Origin of the sequence: Streptomyces sp. NPDC046859, from assembly GCF_040645135.1 — a bacterium.
GTDB lineage: Bacteria > Actinomycetota > Actinomycetes > Streptomycetales > Streptomycetaceae > Streptomyces.
This window is the reverse complement of the sequence record NZ_JBEYXR010000006.1, coordinates 44,365-63,550: the sequence shown is the minus strand read 5'-3', so window position 1 is coordinate 63,550 and position 19,186 is coordinate 44,365. Positions and strand designations below refer to the sequence as shown.

20 protein-coding genes are annotated in these 19,186 nt (G+C 71.8%); 6 read left to right on the top strand and 14 right to left on the bottom strand.

Translation table 11 applies throughout. From position 1 onward, the window contains the following. The first annotated feature begins 66 nt into the window (after nt 1-66). The gene (locus ABZ899_RS10535) at nt 67-498 is read left to right on the top strand and encodes a hypothetical protein (protein WP_361343711.1); all 432 of its coding nucleotides are present in this window, start codon (nt 67-69) and stop codon (nt 496-498) included. Nucleotides 499-567: 69 nt separating this feature from the next. Here the strand turns inward: ABZ899_RS10535 and ABZ899_RS10530 are convergent, their stop codons facing one another. The 5 genes from ABZ899_RS10530 to ABZ899_RS10510 form a co-directional block, all read right to left on the bottom strand. Then, nucleotides 568-2,133, bottom strand: coding sequence for a DUF1996 domain-containing protein (locus tag ABZ899_RS10530; RefSeq protein WP_361343709.1), 1,566 nt, complete (start codon nt 2,131-2,133; stop codon nt 568-570). Between the two features lie 196 nt (nt 2,134-2,329). Continuing rightward, nucleotides 2,330-3,346 (bottom strand): SDR family oxidoreductase, encoded by a 1,017-nt coding sequence (locus ABZ899_RS10525; RefSeq protein WP_361343707.1) that lies wholly within the window; start codon nt 3,344-3,346, stop codon nt 2,330-2,332. A 72-nt stretch (nt 3,347-3,418) separates the two neighbouring features. After that, nucleotides 3,419-3,970: a winged helix-turn-helix domain-containing protein gene (locus tag ABZ899_RS10520; RefSeq protein ID WP_361343705.1), complete on the bottom strand. Its 552-nt coding sequence runs from the start codon at nt 3,968-3,970 to the stop codon at nt 3,419-3,421. 361 nt (nt 3,971-4,331) lie between these two features. After that, complete coding sequence (gene glnII / locus ABZ899_RS10515; protein ID WP_361343702.1) at nt 4,332-5,369, bottom strand: glutamine synthetase; 1,038 nt, start codon at nt 5,367-5,369, stop codon at nt 4,332-4,334. A 335-nt stretch (nt 5,370-5,704) separates the two neighbouring features. After that, complete coding sequence (locus ABZ899_RS10510; protein ID WP_361343699.1) at nt 5,705-6,451, bottom strand: hypothetical protein; 747 nt, start codon at nt 6,449-6,451, stop codon at nt 5,705-5,707. Between the two features lie 391 nt (nt 6,452-6,842). On the opposite strand from ABZ899_RS10510, the gene ABZ899_RS10505 reads away from it, so the two are divergent. After that, the gene (locus tag ABZ899_RS10505) at nt 6,843-7,169 is read left to right on the top strand and encodes a hypothetical protein (protein ID WP_361343696.1); all 327 of its coding nucleotides are present in this window, start codon (nt 6,843-6,845) and stop codon (nt 7,167-7,169) included. Nucleotides 7,170-7,444: 275 nt separating this feature from the next. Beyond that, nucleotides 7,445-8,794: a DUF2252 domain-containing protein gene (locus ABZ899_RS10500; RefSeq protein ID WP_361343693.1), complete on the top strand. Its 1,350-nt coding sequence runs from the start codon at nt 7,445-7,447 to the stop codon at nt 8,792-8,794. A gap of 48 nt (nt 8,795-8,842) precedes the next feature. On the opposite strand, the gene ABZ899_RS10495 is transcribed toward ABZ899_RS10500, so the two are convergent. After that, nucleotides 8,843-9,589, bottom strand: a complete 747-nt coding sequence (locus ABZ899_RS10495; protein WP_361343690.1) for an alpha/beta fold hydrolase — start codon at nt 9,587-9,589, stop codon at nt 8,843-8,845. A gap of 238 nt (nt 9,590-9,827) precedes the next feature. Between ABZ899_RS10495 and ABZ899_RS10490 the strand changes: the two genes are divergently transcribed. Continuing rightward, nucleotides 9,828-10,115 carry a hypothetical protein gene (locus ABZ899_RS10490; protein ID WP_361343687.1) on the top strand — a complete coding sequence of 96 codons (288 nt, stop codon included), beginning with the start codon at nt 9,828-9,830 and terminating at the stop codon, nt 10,113-10,115. Nucleotides 10,116-10,158: 43 nt separating this feature from the next. On the opposite strand, the gene ABZ899_RS10485 is transcribed toward ABZ899_RS10490, so the two are convergent. The 4 genes from ABZ899_RS10485 to glnA all read right to left on the bottom strand — a co-directional run bounded on the left by ABZ899_RS10485 (nt 10,159) and on the right by glnA (nt 13,576). Then, entirely contained in the window at nt 10,159-10,758 is a 600-nt protein-coding gene (locus ABZ899_RS10485; protein WP_361343684.1) for a hypothetical protein, read from the bottom strand. A 2-nt stretch (nt 10,759-10,760) separates the two neighbouring features. After that, a complete protein-coding gene (gene htpX, locus ABZ899_RS10480) occupies nt 10,761-11,678 on the bottom strand; it encodes a zinc metalloprotease HtpX (protein WP_361344610.1) in 918 nt (305 codons plus the stop codon). Between the two features lie 107 nt (nt 11,679-11,785). Then, a complete protein-coding gene (locus tag ABZ899_RS10475) occupies nt 11,786-12,052 on the bottom strand; it encodes a hypothetical protein (protein ID WP_361343681.1) in 267 nt (88 codons plus the stop codon). A gap of 114 nt (nt 12,053-12,166) precedes the next feature. Further along, a complete protein-coding gene (glnA, locus tag ABZ899_RS10470) occupies nt 12,167-13,576 on the bottom strand; it encodes a type I glutamate--ammonia ligase (protein ID WP_361343679.1) in 1,410 nt (469 codons plus the stop codon). 198 nt (nt 13,577-13,774) lie between these two features. Here glnA and ABZ899_RS10465 point away from each other — a divergent pair, with 198 nt between their 5' ends. Further along, nucleotides 13,775-14,242, top strand: coding sequence for an RDD family protein (locus ABZ899_RS10465; RefSeq protein ID WP_361343676.1), 468 nt, complete (start codon nt 13,775-13,777; stop codon nt 14,240-14,242). Nucleotides 14,243-14,329: 87 nt separating this feature from the next. Here ABZ899_RS10465 and ABZ899_RS10460 read toward each other — a convergent pair whose 3' ends face one another. The 4 genes from ABZ899_RS10460 to lipB all read right to left on the bottom strand — a co-directional run bounded on the left by ABZ899_RS10460 (nt 14,330) and on the right by lipB (nt 17,403). After that, complete coding sequence (locus ABZ899_RS10460) at nt 14,330-15,028, bottom strand: DUF4191 domain-containing protein (protein ID WP_361343673.1); 699 nt, start codon at nt 15,026-15,028, stop codon at nt 14,330-14,332. 48 nt (nt 15,029-15,076) lie between these two features. Then, nucleotides 15,077-15,277, bottom strand: a complete 201-nt coding sequence (locus tag ABZ899_RS10455) for a hypothetical protein (protein ID WP_361343671.1) — start codon at nt 15,275-15,277, stop codon at nt 15,077-15,079. A gap of 257 nt (nt 15,278-15,534) precedes the next feature. Then, on the bottom strand, nt 15,535-16,500 hold the full coding sequence (gene lipA, locus ABZ899_RS10450) for a lipoyl synthase (RefSeq protein ID WP_361343668.1): 966 nt from the start codon (nt 16,498-16,500) through the stop codon (nt 15,535-15,537). A 105-nt stretch (nt 16,501-16,605) separates the two neighbouring features. Next, nucleotides 16,606-17,403, bottom strand: coding sequence for a lipoyl(octanoyl) transferase LipB (lipB, locus tag ABZ899_RS10445; protein ID WP_361343665.1), 798 nt, complete (start codon nt 17,401-17,403; stop codon nt 16,606-16,608). A gap of 280 nt (nt 17,404-17,683) precedes the next feature. Between lipB and ABZ899_RS10440 the strand changes: the two genes are divergently transcribed. After that, nucleotides 17,684-19,120: a regulator gene (locus ABZ899_RS10440; protein WP_361343663.1), complete on the top strand. Its 1,437-nt coding sequence runs from the start codon at nt 17,684-17,686 to the stop codon at nt 19,118-19,120. The last annotated feature ends 66 nt before the right edge of the window (nt 19,121-19,186 follow it).

Here is a 19,186-nt window from a genome sequence, read left to right as displayed (position 1 = left end):
CACACCGCAGCCGTATGGGAGACGAGGGCCCGGCCGGGCTCCGTGCGGCATGGACCGGAGGACGAGATGAGACTGACCCGACCGATGCTCGCGCTGAGCGGCGCGGTGGCGGTGCTCGCGCTGGCCGGGTGCGGCGCCGGCGGCGACGACGAGGCGAAGGCGCCGAGGACGGCGACCGGCAGTCTGGAGCAGCTGGCCGCCAAGGCGAAGTGCGACCCGAACATGCAGACCGACGCCGACGAGATCCGGCAGGCGATCTGCACGGCGGGCAAGGACAAGTACATCCTCGCCACCTTCGCCACGGACCGCGGTCAGGCCGAGTGGCTGAGCGGCGCGAAGGACTACGGCGGCTACTACCTCGTCGGCCGCAAATGGGTCGCCGTCGGCCAGGAGAAGACGGTCACGGCCCTCCAGGGCAAGCTCGGCGGAACGATGGAAGAGGGCTCCGAGCACATGAATCCCGGCGGCAGCCACAACAAGGGCGGTCACCACGGCTGATCCTCACCGGACACGGAAAAGGCCGGCTGCGGGAATTCCCGCAGCCGGCCTTTTCCGTCGGGCCGGGGACTAGTCGCAGTCCTGGCCGCTGTTGATGCAGTCGACCATCTGGTTCATCAGGTTCTCGTCGAAGAAGTTGATGAAGTCGTTGTGGTCGGTGATCGGCTTGTGCAGCTGGTCCGGGAAGGAGTCGATCGCGAAGGCGTTCTGCACCTGCCCGTTCTCGATCTGCGGGGCCTGGATGTCGTACTCCAGGCGGACCTGGAGCTGCGGGATGGCCTTGAAGCCGTTGGCGCAGCTGCCGTCCGCCTGCACGAAGGCGACGTGCGTGCGGTGGTTGGCGCTGTCGATGTTCTGCCCGTCCCAGCAGCTCTGGAAGTTGGACGTGCGCACCACGTTGCTGCCGTCCGGGCAGATCGGGTACTTGTCCGTCACCTGGCGGTCCTCGAAGCCGGTGCAGCTCCAGGCCGTGTTGGCGTTGTTCAGGCCGTTGACGAAGGACTTCGCGTCACCGGTGATGATGCGCAGCGCCTTCGGCATCGCGACGACGTCGCTCGTCCGGTTGCCCACGAACTTCAGCTGGGCCTCGGCGGGGGCGACGATCTTGCCGACGTTGCCGTCCTGACCACCGCCGGGCTGGCCGGCGTCGATGTCCTGCGAACCGTCCTGGATCCGGATGACCGGCCAGAAGTACGACGACTTGTCGCCCTGGTTCTGGCAGGTGGTGTCCGCGCCGGCCAGGTCCTGGTCGCTCGCGAAGGCGTTGTTGCTCTGGTTGCCGACGTAGTCGTGCTGGTGCTGGGCGCCGTTGCTGACGCCGGGCGCCACGATCACGTTGTCCGAGTTGCGGTTCGCGTTCTCGTTGGTGCCGCACCGCGTGGTGAAGCTGCCGGTCGAGCCGCCGTCACCGTTCGCCGCCAGACCGTTGGGCAGGTTGCGGGAGTTCGGCTGGACGTCCTCGATCTTGATGAAGTCGTCCGCCACGGGGCCGTTGCCGGCCTGCCCGCCGTTGTCCTGCTGCCCGCCGCCGTTGTCCTGTCCGCCGCCGTTCTGCCCGCCGTCCTGCTGCCCGCCGTCCTGCTGGCCGCCGTCCTGCTGGCCGCCGTCGTTCTGGCCGCCGTCCTGCTGGCCGCCGTCCTGCTGACCGCCGCCGGTCGGCTGCTCCGCCGGGACGCCCTGGCACTGCGCCCACCGGCTCAGATCGCGCGGGGCCTGCCCGCCGCCCCGGTTGATGCTGACGCGGATCCGGTCGAGCGTGGCGACGCGCTTGGACTTCAGCGGGCCGAGGATGGCGTTGCTGACGTAGTTGGCGTCACCCGCCTGCGCCTGCCGCGTCTGCGCGAGCCGGGTGTAGGCCGCCGTGATCTGCCGGTCGAGCAGCGCCAGCTCCTTGGCGACGGTCCTGCGCGCGCTTCTCGGCACCTTGGTCAGCCGCTGGCCGACGTCCGGGCAGTTGATCGTCGCGACGCGTGCGGACGTGGACTTGGTCCGGTTCCAGCCGGAGTTGTCGTCCTCGTGCGCCGATGCATAGAAGTTGGCCCAGACAAGCCCGCCCCCACCGAGCGCTAGGGCCGCCGATGCGGCAATGGCCTTGGTGGCCAGTGGCGTACGGCGTTTTCTTGTGTTGCGTCCCATGGAACTCCTCTGACTTCCTTTTTCGGGGGCATCGAGGCGCCCGACAGGAGTGAAGCGGCGCCCTCTCATACGGAGGGCGCCCCACGGGTGTTCAGCCGTCCCGGAAATCCATGAGAGATTCAGGTTTACGGCGGGTGCTCAACGGCCCCTGCGGTACCGGGAGTTGTTGATCCCGTACGGCGGGTGAAGGGGCCGGTCAGACGTTGGAGCCGTCTTCGGCGGCCGCGAGGGCCTTCGCCTCCAGCTCCGGGTCCAGGCCCTTGAGGGTGCGGTCCGGACGCTGCGGCGCGGTGCCGCCGAGGCCCTGGAGCCACCGCCAGGTGTCGGCCACCGTCTCGGTGACGGGACGGCACCGCAGTCCGCTCGCCACGGCCCGGGAGACGTCCGCCGCGTGCAGCGCGTCGTGCAGGTCGCTGCCCGGCGGCACCCACACCGGGAGCTGGGTCCAGGGCTCGATGCCCGCGCCCAGGACGACGCCCGGGTCGACCCAGCGCAGCTCGGCGTCCGGCCCGGCCGCCGCCGCGCAGGCGTCGAGGAACTCGCCCATGGTGCTGTGCCCCTGGGGGCTCATCAGGTTGTACGGGCCGCTCAGCCCGGCCTCCACCGCGCCGAGGATCCACTCCGCGAGGTCCCGGACGTCGACGTACTGGAGCGGAAGGTCGCGCGGGCCGGGCGCCAGGACCGGCCCGCCGCGCGCCATCCGGTTCAGCCACCACGGCAGCCGGCCCACGTTCTCGTACGGCCCGAGGAGCAGCCCCGCCCGCACCAGCAGCGAGCGGCCGGCCCCGAAGCCCTCGACGGCGGCCAGTTCGCCGCCCCGCTTGTCCCGCGCGTAGTCGGTCGGCCCGGCCCCCGCGTCGGCGCCCTCGACCACCGGCGCCTCCTCGGTGTACCCGGCGGGCGGGGCCCACGCGTACACCGAGCAGCTCGACACGTACACATACCGCCCGGCGCGGTCCCGCAGCAGTCGCGCCGCGTCCCGGACCGGGCGCGGCGCCGCCGACCAGGTGTCGACCACGGCGTCCCACGTCTCGTCCCCGGCGAGGGCGGCGAGCCCGCCGGGCGCGGTGCGGTCGCCGTGCAGCGACCGCACCCCGGCCGGGGGTTCGTGCCGCCCCCGGTGGAGGACGGTCACCTCCCAGCCACGCCCGAGCGCCGCCTCCACGACCGCCCGTCCCGCGAACTCCGTACCACCCAGCACCAGAAGTCTCATACCGCCGACTCTGCACGCAGGGGGCGCGGGAGGGAACGGCGCTCTGCCGAGGGCAGAGAGCGCGGCGTGCGGTCAGCGCCCGGCCGGCGGGGCGTACTTGTAGCCGACGCGGCGGATCGTGCGGATGGTGTCCCGGTGCTCGGCGCCCAGCTTGCGGCGCAGCCGGGCGATGTGCACGTCGACGGTCCGGCCGTCGCCGACATGGCCGTACCCCCACACCGTGGTGACCAGCTGGTCGCGGGTGTGCACCCGGTGCGGGTGCGCCACCAGATGCGCGAGCAGCTCGAACTCCAGGTAGGTCAGGTCGAGTTCACGTCCGTCGACGGCGGCGGTGCGGCGTACCGGGTCGATGGCGACCAGCGGGTCGTCGACGGGCTCGGCGGCCGGCACGAGCGCCGGCTGCCGGTCGGCCGGGACGAGCACCAGGTAGCCGACCATCGGCGGCTGCCCCGGCAGGGCCGGCAGGGAGTGCTGCGGGGCGGGCAGCCAGGTGGCGCCCGGCGGCAGGAGGTCCGCGACGTCGATCACCTCGTCCCGGTCGACGGCACGCAGATGCTGCCGGACACCGGTCGACGAGGGGGAGGGGAGCGTGGGGGCGGAGGACAGGGAACGGGTGGTCGCCATGGGAGGTCAGCTCTTTCGCGCGAGAGGTCCGTGGGAAGACGTACGTCGTGTCGCGCTGGCCGAGGGCCGGGGTGACGGCTCTACCGGGCCCGCGCGGTCAGCGCGCGGCAACACACCCGGTCGAAGTCGTGGTGCTGACGGGAAGGCCAGAACGGCTCGAGGTCGAAACGACCCGTCGCGGAGAGGTTCTGGAAGCCGGCCATGTACCCATTGAAGCAGACACCCGCCCCCGAGGGGACCCTTCGGAACAACCCCCGGACCGTTTCCCGCTGGTCACCGGCGTGACGTTGATCGCTTTCCCGCACGGGAGAGGGGCGCCCACCGGTGACGGTGGGCGCCCCTTCGAGCCGGGGGCGGCCGGTCAGACCTGGCCGGCCTTCTCCAGCGCGGAGCAGCAGGTGTCGACCAGCAGACGGGTCACCGTGTAGGGGTCGACGTTGGCGTTCGGGCGGCGGTCCTCGATGTAGCCCTTGCCGTCCTTCTCGACCTGCCACGGGATACGGACCGAGGCGCCGCGGTTGGAGACGCCGTAGGAGTACTCGTTCCACGGGGCGGTCTCGTGCAGACCGGTGAGGCGGTCGTCGATGCCGGCGCCGTAGTTCTTGACGTGGTCGAGCGGCTTGGAGCCCTCACCGAGGGACTCGCAGGCGGTGATGATGGCGGCATACCCCTCGGGTCCTTCACGCATCGCCTTGGTGGAGAAGTTGGTGTGCGCGCCGGCGCCGTTCCAGTCGCCCTTCACCGGCTTCGGGTCCAGGGTCGCCGCGACGCCGAAGTCCTCGGCCGTGCGGTACAGCAGCCAGCGGGCCACCCACAGCTGGTCGGAGACCTCCAGCGGGGACAGCGGGCCGACCTGGAACTCCCACTGGCCGGGCATGACCTCGGCGTTGATGCCGGAGATGCCCAGGCCCGCCTTGAGGCAGTTGTCCAGGTGGGCCTCGACGACGTCACGGCCGAAGATCTCGTCGGCGCCGACACCGCAGTAGTAGCCGCCCTGGGGGGCCGGGAAGCCGCCCTTGGGGAAGCCGAGCGGGTAGCCGTCCTTGAAGAACGTGTACTCCTGCTCGATGCCGAAGATGGGCTCCTGCGCGGCGAACTTCTCCGCGACCTCGGTGAGCGCGGCACGGGTGTTGGACTCGTGCGGCGTCATGTCGATGTTCAGGACCTCGCACATCACGAGGACGTCGTCGCCGCCGCGGATCGGGTCGGGACAGGTGAAGACCGGCTTCAGCACGCGGTCCGAGGCGTGACCCTCGGCCTGGTTGGTGGAGGACCCGTCGAAGCCCCAGATCGGCAGCTCGGCACCCTTGGCGTCGTCCGCCAGGATCTTCGTCTTGGAACGGAGCTTGGCCGTCGGCTCGGTGCCGTCGATCCAGATGTACTCAGCCTTGAAGGTCACGGGCCACTTCCTTCGGGGTGGGTCAGGGCGCGTACTGCGGGTGCTGCGGCGCCGCGGCACCGCTCCCTCGCTGTCCGGGAGCCTGTCAACAGGCGATTTCCCGGCCATTGCCCATCTGTGAACCCCGTGTTACCGGGTGCCGGTGGGGCCCGATTCACGCGGTGAGCACCCGCGCGAAGCACACCGGGCCCGGTCCGGCGCCGGGGGAGGGGCGTCGGACCCGCACTCGTATGCGATGTCGAGGGCCCCGCCCGGACGGCACACGCGGGGCCCCGCCGCTCGTGGCCGCGAGCGGCGGGGCCCCTGACACGTACGGCGTCGTGGTCGCCCGGTCCTCACCCCACCTTCTCGATCACGGCCCGGCGGATGAGGAACTTGCCGGGCTCACGGACCTGCTCGAAGGCCGCGTTGTTCAGCAGCACGCAGCTGCCCGAGACCGAGGTGACCTCCACCGTCGTGGACTTGTTGTTGTCCAGGTTGGTGACCTTCAGCTTGGTGCCCGCCGGGAACTGGTTGCTGGACGCGGCGGGTGCCCCGCCCTCGCCGGACAGCGTGACGGTCGAGCCGTTGCAGACCTGCTGGCCCGCGGCGGCACCGCCACCGGCGTTGCCGTTCCCCGCGTTCTGGCCGTTCCCCGCGTCGCCGGCGTTCTGCCCGGCGCCCCCGTTCCCGGCCGCCTGGCCCCCGTTCCCGGCTGCCTGGCCCCCGTTCCCGGCCGCGCCGCCCGCCGGAGCGCTCGGCTGTGCCGCCTGGGAGCCCTGAGCCGACTCCCCGACGGCGCACCCGGACGCCTCCTGCTGGACCTTGATCTGCTTGATGACGGCTTCGCGGTTGGCGATGCGGGCCTGCGACTGCGCGTCCGGGTTGGCCCGCTGCCCGTCGATGAACCGCTGGTTGTTGCCGAGCGCCGTGGCGAGGCCCTGGCACACCGTCGAGTCCGCGGCGGACTTGACGGTCGCCGTGGGCGTCTGGGAGGCGTTCGAGGTGCTCGCCATGACGAAGGCACCGCCTCCCGCCACCGTCGCCGCACTCACCAGCAGGGCGAGCTTCTTCTTCGTGCTGACAGTTCTCCTGCGCGACATCCGCGCCTCCTGGGAGGTAGGGGAGCGTACGCCGCTATGTACGAGATACCGAACGCTGTTACTCAGCGGTTACCGAAGGAGTCGGCGTAACGTACGTCACAGAGGCCGGAGTCGGGCGTCCGGCGAGGAATCAGCCCTCGCGGGTCAGCGCGTCCCACACGGCCTCCCTACCGCACAAGGCATCCCCACACCCTCGATGTTCGATTTCCTGACCGGTGTGCGCAGTTCGCTCCCCACATGGCTGACGGATCGACAACTTCCGCTCTGACCAGGTGATTTCCTGGACATCTGGAACTCCCGGCTGTCAGTGGGGGACAGTAGAATGGAGTCAGTGTTCGAGAGCGTCACCGGACTCGTCCGGAGGGCGCTCGTCCGCGACAGGAGGATGCCTGTGCCCGCTGCCGCACTGAAGCCGAAGCCCGCCCGCAAACCGCCGCGCACCCAGTCCACCGCCCAGCACCCGGTCCTGCTCGATCTGCCGTACGCGCCCGTGGAGAAGCGGACGCTGCCGCCGGGCCGGCCCCGCGAGTGGTACATCACGCACAACCGCCGTCTCAAGGCCATGCGCCTCGCGATAGCTCTCCTCGACTCGGGGGTCTACCTGGCCGACCAGGCCCGCAACGAGCGGATCCGCAGCGCCGCGGAGACCATCGGCGTGCACCCGCCGTCCGAGACGACCTGCCACATGGTCCGGGCACTCATGAGGTACGCCCGCTAGAGGTGCCCCCGCCAGGGGGCGCCCTTTCGGGGCCAGGCCGCCGGGGGTACCCGCCGAGGGGAGGGCACCCGGCGGCCGTCACCCGTTCGCCGTATCCGGCATGCGGACGCCCCCCGGCCCGCCTTCACTGCCAGACAGGGGTCACGACCGCGTTCGGCAGCGGGAGGTGCGATGGACAGGGACGGCACACGGCGGCAGACCGGCCCGTGCGCATCGCCCACGGGGCCCCGCCTGCCCCGCGGGGCCCGGCACGCACCCGTGGGCCGGAGTCCCGCATGACCGCCGCCGGCAGCCCCGCCGAGCGGGCCGAGCGGGGCCGGGCCGCCCGGCAGCGCGTCCGCCGCTCCGGCCACGCCGGCTGGGTCCCGCCCTTCGGCCGGCCCGACCCGGTCGCCGTACTGGAACGCCAGGGACGCGACCGGCTGGCCGAGCTGCTGCCCATCCGGCACGGGCGGATGGCGTCCTCCCCCTTCGCGTTCCTGCGCGGCGCCGCCGCCGTGATGGCCGCCGACCTCGCCGCCCTCCCGCACACCGGTCTGACCGTGCAGCTGTGCGGCGACGCCCATCTGCTCAACTTCGGCCTGTACGCCCCACCGGAACGCTCCCTGCTGTTCGACCTCAACGACTTCGACGAGACGCACCCCGGCCCGTTCGAGTGGGACGTCAAACGGCTCGCCGCCTCGATCGTGGTGGCCGCCCGCGAGAACGGCCACCCGGACGCCAAGGCCGGGCGCGCGGCCCAGGAGGCCGTCGCCGCGTACCGCACCGCCATGCGCCGGCTCGCCCGGCTCGGCGAACTCGACGTCTGGTACATGCGCATCGACACCGAGGAACTCCTGCCGCTGGCCCGCTCCGCCCGCGACCGGCACCGCGTCGAGGCCACCCTCGGCCGGGCCCGCCGGCGCACCAGCCTGCGGGCCTACGGCAAGCTGACCGAGGTGGTGGACGGCCGCCGGCGCATCATCCACGACCCGCCGCTCCTGGTGCCCGCCGGCGCCTCCGACATGGCCTGCCTGCGGAAGGTCTTCAGCGACTACCGCTCGACCCTCTCGGAGGAACGCCGGCTGCTGCTGGACCGCTACCGCTTCGTCGACGCCGCCCGCAAGGTCGTCGGCGTCGGCAGCGTCGGACTGCGCTGCTTCATCGTGCTGCTCACCGGGCGGGACGCCGAGGACCCGCTCTTCCTCCAGATCAAGGAGGCCCGGCAGTCGGTCCTGGAGGAGCATCTGCCCGGCGGGCCGTACACCCACCCCGGGCACCGGGTCGTCGCCGGGCAGCGCCTGCTCCAGGCCGCGAGCGACATCTTCCTCGGCTGGATGTCGGGGCCGCAGGGCCGCGCCTTCTACTGGCGTCAGCTGCGGGACATGAAGGGCGGCGCGGACGTCGCCGGGATGAGCCCGGGAGACCTGCTGGCCTACGCCCGGCTGTGCGGCACCGCCCTCGCGCGCGCCCACGCCCGCTCCGGCGACCGCATCGCCATCGCCGCCTACCTCGGCGCCTCCGACACCTTCGACCGCGCGGTGACCGACTTCGCGTTCGCCTACGCCGACCAGACGGTCACCGACCACACGACGCTGGGCGCGGCCATCGCGGCGGGGGTGATCGCGGCGGCGCCGGGCGTGTGACGCCGGACCGGCCGGTGGCCGTCGTACGCCGCGGGGCCCGGCGGCGCCTCAGGCGTCCGGCCCCGCGGGACCGGCCCAGCCGTCCAGGACCGCGTCCACGAACGTCCGCCGGTCCTCCGCGTGGCTCTCGAACCACAGACCCAGCATGTGCTCCGCGCCCCGTACGTCGAACCGCGTGAGGCGGGCCCGGGTGCTCAGCGCATCCTGCACCGCCCCTGTCACCTCCGGCGGGATCACGGCGTCCGTCTCCGGGACCGCGAGCACGGCCCGTCCGGCGTACGCCCGCAGCGCCCGGAGCGCGGGCGCCCCGCGCCAGCCGCCCGGCCTGCGGATGATCTCGCTGAACGGCCCGTCCCCGGTACCGAAGGGCACGTCCCACGCCTCGGCGGCGTACACCGCCGGCGCGCACAGCCCGAGCGCCGCCACCCGCTCCGCGTAGCGCGCGACCAGGTCCGCGGCCGTCTGCCCGCTCATGCTGAACCCGACCACCACCAGCGGGGCGCCCGCGGGAACGCGCGCGTCGATCACGGCGACCGCCTGCTCCAGGCGCCGGCGCAGACTCAACTCCTCCTGCTCGCCGGTGCTTTCGCCGTGCCCGGAGAAGTCGAAGGCCAGGGCGTGACAGCCACGGGCGGCGAAGTCCGCGAGCAGCGGCAGCAGCCGGTCCTTGGTGCCGGGACCGGCACCGTGCAGCAGCACGACCGCGGGCAGCCGGGGATCACCGGCCGGACCGCCGTGCACCCCGCTGAGCAGCTCGCCGTCGTGGGCGCAGGTGAAGGAGGAGAGTCCGGTCATGCGCCCCATTCATTCACGGCGCACGCGCCCCGGGAAAAGGAGGTGCACGCCGCGTGACCGGATCCCTACCCTGGAGACGCGTAACGGAGCAGCCCACGCCGTTTCCCGCAGGACGGGCGCCGCCCCGCGGACTCGGGGCTACTCTCTACGGCACCGACGGACGGCCGCCCGCCCCCAGCGCCCCGCCGGGGACATCCCGATCACCGCTCAGACCTACGCACGCCCACGGAGGCCCGTGATGGGCACCATCGTCATGTCCGGGACTGTCGTCCTGGTGATACTCGGATTCGGAAACCACGTCTACTGGCTGGCCGCGGTCGCCGTGCTCTTCCTCTACGTCCAGTACGGCCGTGGCTCCGCCGCGCCGAGCGGCGGAGCCGGGGGAGGCCCGGCGGCGGGCGGCAGCGCACCGGCCGACTACCGCAGCTACCGCCGGCGCCGCGACATGCAGGCCAAGTGGGAGCGCCGCTACCGTCGCGAGCGCCCCCTGGAGGCCCGCCGTCAGGAGCGCGAGAAGGCCAACTGAGACCACCCGCGGTGGTGACCGCGGGTGGTCGGGGCGCCCCCGGTCACAGCCCGGGGGCGCCCCACACCGGGAACCAGCGGGACAGGTCCTGCTCCATCCGCAGGTCGCCCGCCAGCGCGGCCTTCACCCGCAGCTCCAGCGCGTTGTCCCGCCGCTCCGGCCGGCCGGGCAGCGGCGCGAACGGGTAGAAGGTGCCGCGCTTGTACAGATAGACGAGGGCGAGACGGCGGTTTCGCTCGCCGTCCTCCTCCGTCCCCTCGAAGCCCGCCAGCGAGCACAGCAGTTGCGGGCCGAACCCGTTGACCTCCATCGCGCTGTTCACCGCGTGCAGATCGTTGACCAGGTCCGGCAGCCGGTCGGGGGAGCGCCGGGAGACCAGCCACGAGTAGCCGTAGGCGTCCCGGGTCAGCTCCACCGGGAGGCCCTCCCGCCCGGCGTCCGCGTCCAGCAGCGCCTGCACCTCCCGGTGCGTCTGCACGAACGCCGCGCCCTCGACCGTCGCGAAGCACACCGCGCCGCTCCCGGTCGGCCGGAACCCGGTCGCCGCCTCCAGCGTCACGGCCGCCGACGGCAGCCCGAAGAGCTGGTCGAGATCGGGTGCGACCGGCTTGCTGCGGCCCAGCAGGATGTCCAGCAGCCCCATGCTCACACCCCTCCGGGAGCCGTCGCCTCACCCAGCTCGGCGGAGATCCGCCCCAGCTGGTCGAGCCGCTGCTCCAGGCTCGGGTGGGTGGAGAAGATCCGCGCCAGACCGGGGTCGCGGCCCAGCGCCGGGGTGAAGTAGAAGGCGTTGAACGCCTGGGCCGTCCGCAGGTCCTTCGTCGGGATGCGGGCGAGGTCGCCGGAGACCTTGGTGAGCGCGGAGGCCAGCACCGAGGGGCGCCCGGTGAGCAGCGCCGCGGCCCGGTCGGCGGCCAGCTCGCGGTACCGGGACAGGGCCCGGATCAGCAGGAAGCTGAGCGCGTACACGGCGGCCGACACGCCCATGACGGCGGCGAACACGACCGCGGTGTTCTGGTCGCGGCGGCCGCCGCCGAAGAGCTGCGAGTAGAAGGCGAACCGGACGACCAGTCCGGCGATCACCCCGAGGAACGAGGCGACGGTGATCACGGCGACGTCCTTGTGCGCGACGTGCGCCAGCTCGTGCGCGAGGACCCCCTCCAGCTCGCCCCGCTCCAGCCGGCGCAGCAGCCCCGTGGTCACGCAGACCACGGCGTGATCGGCGTTGCGGCCGGTGGCGAAGGCGTTGGGCATCTCCAGGTCGGACACCGCGACCACCGGCTTCGGCATGTCGGCGATGGCACAGAGCCGGTCGACGACGCCGTGCAGCTCGGGATACGCCTCACGCTCCACGGGCCGCCCGTGCATCGCGAACAGCGCGACCCGGTCGGAGAACCAGTACTGGGCGCCCAGCAGGCCGGCGGCGATCACCACGACCAGCACCCAGGACTTCAGGAGCACGACCAGCGCGGCGATGAACGCCACGTACAACAACCCGAGCAGAAACAGCGTGACACCCATCCGGGCGGTCAGCCGCCGGTCACTGCGGAAGCGGCTCTGCATGGTGCACCATCCCGCACTCAGGCACTCGTCCCACTGCCCAGTGTGCACCCGCTCCTTCCCATGAACGGGTCGCGGTCGCCCCCAGGAGCGGCAAAGCCCCGCCCTCGCTACGGCGCGGTGAACCGGAAGTAGCCGAGCAGCAGGATGACGGCGGCGATGCCGCCGAGGACGACGACCGTGGACACCCATCCGGACCGGCGGTGCCGGCGGGCCACATGATCGGGTTCGGGCCGGAACGGCACCGGGCCGGGCGGATCGTGCTTCCACCGCGCGGCGAGCATCCGGGCCCGCGCCGACGGCTCCTTGTGCTCGGCGGCCTCGGCCCACCGGATGTCGAACTCGCGCTCGTCCTCGTCGTGCCCCGACTCAGCCATGGCCTCCACCCCCGTGCGATCCCACCCCCTCACAATAGAACACACGCCCGCGCCCCCGCCGTCCATCGGGACGGCGGGGGCGCGGGCGCGGATCCTGCTCGGCTCAGGCGCCGATCACACGTCGAAGTACAGCTCGAACTCGTGCGGGTGCGGGCGGAGCTGGAGCGGGGCGATCTCGTTGGTGCGCTTGAAGTCGATCCACGTCTCGATCAGGTCCGGGGTGAAGACGTCACCCTGGAGCAGGAACTCGTGGTCGCGCTCGAGGGAGTCGAGGACGGCCGGGAGGGACGTCGGGACCTGCGCGACGTTGGCGTGCTCCTCGGGAGCCAGCTCGTAGAGGTCCTTGTCGATCGGCTCGGCCGGCTCGATCTTGTTCTTGATGCCGTCGAGGCCCGCGAGCAGCAGGGCCGAGAAGGCCAGGTACGGGTTGCCGGAGGAGTCGGGCGCGCGGAACTCGACGCGCTTGGCCTTCGGGTTGGAGCCCGTGATCGGGATGCGCATCGCGGCGGAGCGGTTGCGCTGCGAGTACACCAGGTTGATCGGCGCCTCGAAGCCCGGGACCAGGCGGTGGTACGAGTTCACCGTCGGGTTGGTGAAGGCCAGCAGCGACGGGGCGTGCTTGAGGATGCCGCCGATGTAGTAGCGGGCCAGGTCCGACAGGCCCGCGTAGCCGGCCTCGTCGTAGAAGAGCGGGGAGCCGCCCTGCCACAGCGACTGGTGCACGTGCATGCCCGAGCCGTTGTCACCGAAGATCGGCTTCGGCATGAAGGTCGCGGTCTTGCCGTTGCGCCAGGCCACGTTCTTCACGATGTACTTGAAGAGCTGGAGGTCGTCGGCGGCGGCGAGCAGCGTGTTGAACTTGTAGTTGATCTCGGCCTGGCCGGCGGTGCCCACCTCGTGGTGCTGGCGCTCGACCTGCAGCCCGGACTTGGCCAGCTCCAGGGAGATCTCGGCGCGCAGGTCGGCGAAGTGGTCGACCGGCGGGACCGGGAAGTAGCCGCCCTTGTAGCGGACCTTGTAGCCGCGGTTGTCCTCGAGGGCGCCGGTGTTCCAGGCGCCGGCCTCGGAGTCGATGTGGTAGAAGGACTCGTTCTCCGAGGTCCGGAAGCGGACGCTGTCGAAGACGTAGAACTCCGCCTCGGGGCCGAAGAACGCGGTGTCCGCGATGCCCGTCGACGCCAGGTAGGCCTCGGCCTTCTTCGCCACGTTGCGCGGGTCACGGGAGTACTGCTCGCCCGTGATCGGGTCGTGGATGAAGAAGTTGATGTTGAGGGTCTTGTCACGGCGGAAGGGGTCCACCCGCGCGGTCGACAGGTCGGCGCGCAGCGCCATGTCGGACTCGTGGATGGCCTGGAAGCCGCGGATCGACGAACCGTCGAACGCCAGCTCCTCGTCGGGGTCGAACGCCTCGACGGGCAGCGAGAAGTGCTGCATGACGCCCGGCAGGTCGCAGAAGCGGACGTCGATGAACTTGACGTCCTCGTCCGCGATGAACTTCTTGGCCTCGTCGGCGTTCTGGAACATCCAGCTCCTCCTACTCCCGACCGTCCCGCCGGGGTGGTAGATCGTTCGTGCTGCCAGTGCGGGTGGCACACGCTGCACTCGACCCTAGGGATGGGTGATTTCTCGGGCGTGACCCGTTTGTTTCGCACACGTTAACCGGACATCCCCCACCTCACCCCACCTGTCCACATCCCAGAACGGGCCCAGTACCGTGGTGGCGTGGACAAGAGGCAAGCAATCGGATCCTGGCTCTCCGGCCCGCGCGCGGCCGCCGAGGAAGCCGGTGTCGACTTCGGATACCGGGGGGAACAGCTCGGTCTTCCCCAGGACGGCCCGGGCTCCATCGCCCGCCCCGGACGGCGGCTCGGCGCCCTCGTCGTGGACTGGGGGCTCTGCGTCCTGATCGCATACGGCCTTCTCACCGACGGCTACGGCCAGGCCACGAGCAACTGGGCGCTGCTCATCTTCTTCCTGATGGGCGTGCTGACGGTCGGCACCCTCGGCTCCACCCCCGGAAAGCGCCTCTTCGGGCTGCGCGTGGTCGCCCTGGACAGCGGCACCGTCAACCCGCTGCGCGCCCTGCTGCGCACGGCCCTGCTCTGCGTCGCCCTCCCGGCCCTGATCTGGGACCGCGACGGCCGCGGACTGCACGACCGGCTGGCCGGCACCGTCGAGGTCCGCGCCTAGAGCCCGGCCTCCGCCCGCGTCCGCCTACGACGAAGGGGGCGCCCGGATCACTCCGGGCGCCCCCTTTCTCGTCGGGGTGCGGCGCGATCAGCGCCGGAAGTTGCCCTTCGGCAGCTTCATGCCCTTGGGCATGGGGCCCTTCGGCAGCGGCATGTTGCTCATCAGGTCGCCCATGGCCTTCAGCCGGTCGTTGGTGGCGGTCACCTGGGGGCCGGTGAGCACGCGCGGCAGCTTGAGCATGGTCGTCCGCAGCCTCTTCAGCTCGACCTGGCCCTCGCCCGTGCCCACGATCAGGTCGTGCACCGGCACGTCCGCCACGATGCGGTTCATCTTCTTCTTCTCGGCGGCCAGCAGGCTCTTCACCCGGTTCGGGTTGCCCTCGGCGACCAGCACGATGCCGGCCTTGCCGACGGCCCGGTGCACCACGTCCTGGCTGCGGTTCATCGCCACCGCCGGGGTCGTCGTCCAGCCCCGGCCGATGTTGTCCAGCACGGCCGCTGCGGCGCCCGGCTGGCCCTCCATCTGGCCGAAGGCCGCCCGCTCGGCCCGGCGCCCGAACACGATCGCCGTCGCGAGGAAGGCGAGCAGCAGGCCCAGGATGCCGAGATAGATGGGGTGCCCGATCAAGAAGCCGATCGCGAGGAAGACACCGAAGGTGACGATTCCGACAGCCGCGAGCACAAGACCGATCTTCTTGTCGGCCCTGCGGGTCATCTTGTAGGTCAGAGCGATCTGCTTGAGTCGCCCGGCATTTGCAGCGTCCGCTGCCGTGTCCTTCCTCGCCATGCCACGAAGTCTACGTGGCCCCGCGAGCGCCTTCGACGGCGAGTGGCCTCAGAGCCGGGGAGCGGGCGCCCGCTCCAGGACGCGCTCCGCCTCGACGCGGTCCTTCGCGCGGCGGCGGTCCTCCAGGACGGAGGTCCAGGCGTTGCGGCGGGCCGTGCGCTGGCCGCTGCTCATCAGCAGCGACTCGACGGCACGCAGTGCATCGGTGAACGACGGGATGGCGGTGGCGCGAACCGGCGCGGCCTGCATGGCGGAGGTCCCCCCTCGGAAGTGGCTGGTGTCGGTGAACGGTGCACAGCGTGTGCAACCAGGGTCACTGATTGGTGTTACCAGGGCGTGACCGACCGGTCAAACACCGATGAAGACCGGATGTGGCGCCGGAACGACCGGACGCGGCCCGGACGTGGTCGCCAACTGCGACGACGTACCGGACCGCGTCGACCGCCGAAACACGGGAACTTCCGTCTGTGTGCGGATTCACATCCGCACACAGACGCGGCGTGCCATCAGACGGCCTGGGAGGCGACGAACGCGCCGCGCTTCTCGACCGCCATCTGGTACAGCCGGCCGGCGCGGTACGAGGAGCGCACCAGCGGGCCGGACATCACACCGGAGAAGCCGATCTGCTCGGCCTCCTCCTTCAGCTCCACGAACTCCTGCGGCTTGACCCAGCGCTCCACGGGGTGGTGGCGCACGCTCGGGCGCAGGTACTGCGTGATGGTGATCAGCTCGCAGCCGGCCTCGTGCAGCTGCCGCAGCGCCTCACTGACCTCCTCGCGGGTCTCGCCCATGCCGAGGATCAGGTTGGACTTGGTCACCAGGCCGAAGTCGCGGGCATCGGTGATGACCCTGAGGGAGCGCTCGTAGCGGAAGCCGGGGCGGATGCGCTTGAAGATCCGGGGGACCGTCTCGACGTTGTGCGCGAAGACCTCGGGGCGGGACTCGAAGACCTCCCGCAGCAGCTCCGGGACCGCGTTGAAGTCGGGGGCGAGCAGCTCGACCTTGGTGCGGCCGGCCTCGCGGGCGGCGGTCTGCTCGTGGATCTGGCGGACCGTCTCGGCGTACAGCCAGGCACCGCCGTCGGGCAGGTCGTCACGGGCGACGCCGGTGATGGTGGCGTAGTTCAGGTCCATGGTGACCACGGACTCGCCGACGCGGCGCGGCTCGTCGCGGTCCAGCGCCTCTGGCTTGCCGGTGTCGATCTGGCAGAAGTCGCAGCGCCGGGTGCACTGGTCGCCACCGATGAGGAAGGTGGCCTCGCGGTCCTCCCAGCACTCGTAGATGTTCGGGCAGCCGGCTTCCTGGCAGACCGTGTGCAGCCCCTCGCTCTTCACGAGGCTCTGCATCTTGGTGTACTCGGGACCCATTTTCGCCCGTGTCTTGATCCACTCGGGCTTGCGCTCGATGGGGGTCTGGCTGTTGCGGACCTCCAGGCGCAGCATCTTGCGTCCGTCCGGTGAGACTGCGGACACGTCGGCTCCCTGTGCTTCGATTCTTCGGCGTACACCAGGGTACGCCCGTGCTTACCGAGCCCTGCGGTCAGGCCAACCCCGTGACCGCGGGGCCCATTCCCGGTCTCAGACGGCCGCCTTCTCGATCTCCCGCGGCTTGAGGTCCGCGTCCTCCAGCACGTCCCGCAGATGCCGCTCGACGACCGGCAGCACCTCCTCGATGGTGACGTCCCGGCCGAGCTCCGCCGCCAGGGAGGCGACCCCGGCGTCCCGGATACCGCACGGGATGATCTTGTCGAACCACTTGTTGTCCGGGTTCACGTTGAGGGCGAAGCCGTGCATGGTCACGCCCTTCGCCACCCGGATCCCGATGGCCGCGATCTTGCGGTCCTCGCGCCGCTGCCCGGCGTTGGAGGGCGCGTACTCGGGGCCGTTCAGCCTCGGGTCGAACTCCTCGTCCGTGAGGCGGGGGTCGAAGTCCAGGGACAGGCCGCCGAGCGCCGGGCGGCGGTCCACGGGGTCGCCGAGTACCCAGACGCCGCTGCGGCCCTCGACCCGGGTGGTCTCCAGGCCGAACTCCGCGCAGGTGCGGATCAGGGCCTCCTCCAGCCGCCGTACGTGCGCCACGACGTCCACCGGGCGCGGGAGCTTCTGGATGGGGTAGCCGACCAGCTGGCCGGGGCCGTGCCAGGTGATCTTGCCGCCGCGGTCCACGTCGATGACGGGCGTGCCGTCCAGGGGGCGCTCGTTGTCGGCGGTGCGCCGGCCCGCCGTGTACACCGGGGGGTGTTCGAGCAGCAGGACGGTGTCGCCGATCTCGTCCGCGAACCGGGCCGCGTGCACGCGGCGCTGCTCGTCCCACGCCACCTGGTACTCGACGGCATCCGCCCCGAACCCCATGCGGACGAACCGCAACTCACTCACGGCAAGCGCCTCCCTAGAAGCACCGGAAACTCGTAAGGCACGAAGCGTGCCTACGCCACTGTACGACCGGTCCGTTCGAGTGGGCTCCCGCGGCCCACGTCAGCCCGCTGGGGCAATCCTCACACGATCGGATGAATGGGCGGGGTAATGTGCGATCGGCTGCTTACTCTCCGCTACATTCGCGCCGTTCGAGAGGCCAAAAGGGCTGCTCACCGGCAAATCCGGGCGTTCGGCGGCCGCACGGCCACGCGACGCCCGAAGGCAGGAGACCGCACCGCAGATGACGGAACGACCCGCGCAGCGCACTCCCAATCGACAGCTCGCCGCGCTCATCGCAGAAGCGGGATTCTCCAACGCGGGTCTCGCCCGCCGAGTGGACCAGCTCGGACTCGAACACGGGCTTGACCTGAGATACGACAAGACGTCGGTCACCCGCTGGCTGCGCGGGCAGCAGCCGCGCGGCACGACCCCGGCGCTGATCGCCGAGGTCTTCACCCGGCGCCTCGGCCGCCGACTCACCGCCCAGGACCTCGGCCTGGACGCCTGTGCGCCCGTGTACGCCGGGCTGGAGTTCGCCGCGACCCCCGACGAGGCCGTAGACATCGTCAGCGGCCTGTGGCGCAAGGACTCGGGCAGCCATGCCGAGCTGCGCAAGATCGCGTTCACCCCGGCCGGCCTGGTCGTGCCCAGCCGGGACTGGCTGATCGGCCGTGCCGACGAGAAGGTCGCGCGCGGCGAGCCGGTCACCCGTGTACAGGTCCCGGGCCGGCCGATGGTGCCACGCCAGCGCGGCCAGGCCGAGCGCGGGCCCGGCCAGAAGGTCACCGGCGGGGACATCGCCGCGCTGCGCTCGGTCGGCGACCTCTTCCGCTCCCTGGACGACATGTACGGCGGCGGTCACGCCCGCCAGGCCCTCGTGCGCTACCTGGAGCACGAGTGCGAGCCGATGCTGCGCGGCACCTACGGCGAGCAGACCGGCCGCCGGCTGTTCGCCGCCGCCGCGGACCTCACGCGGCTCGCGGGCTGGACGTCGTTCGACATCGCCGCGCACGGCCTCGCGCAGCGCTACTTCGTGCAGGCGCTGCGGCTGGCCCAGGCCGCCGGGGACCGGCCGTTCGGGGCGTACGTCCTGGCGACCATGAGCCGGCAGGCCGTCTACCTCGGGCACGGCCGGGAGGCCGTCCAGCTCGCGCGCGTCGCCCAGCAGGGCGTCGGCACCGGCGCCCCGCCGGCGGTGCTGGCCCTGCTGCACGCCTGCGAGGCACGCGGGCACGGCGTGCTCGGCGAGGTGCGCGCCTGCACGGCCTCCCTGGTGCGGGCCGAGCGCGCCATGGAGGCCGCCCGCCCCGGTGACGACGTCCCGCACTGGGCGCGGTTCTTCGACGAGGCGCAGCTCGCCGACGAGTTCGGCCACTGCCACCGGGACCTCCAGCAGTTCCGGGCGGCCGCGCAGCACGCCGAGCGCTCCCTGCAGCTGCGGGCCCCCGCCTTCGCCCGCAGCCGCCTGTTCTGCCGGCTCGTCCTGGCCAGCGCCCGCCTCGGCCTCGGCGAACTCGACCAGGCGTGCGCCCTGGGCGCCGAGGCCGCGGGCCAGGCCGTGGAGATGCGGTCCGTCCGGGCGATCGAGTACGTCCGGGACTTCGAGCGCAGGCTGGAGCCCTACCGGGACGCGGCTCCGGTCCGGGGCTACCGGGACAAGGTCGCCGCGCTGCTGTGACGGGGGCGCGGGTGGCCGTCCGCACGGTCCCGCCCCGCAAGGGACGGCCGCCCGCCCCAGGCCCCG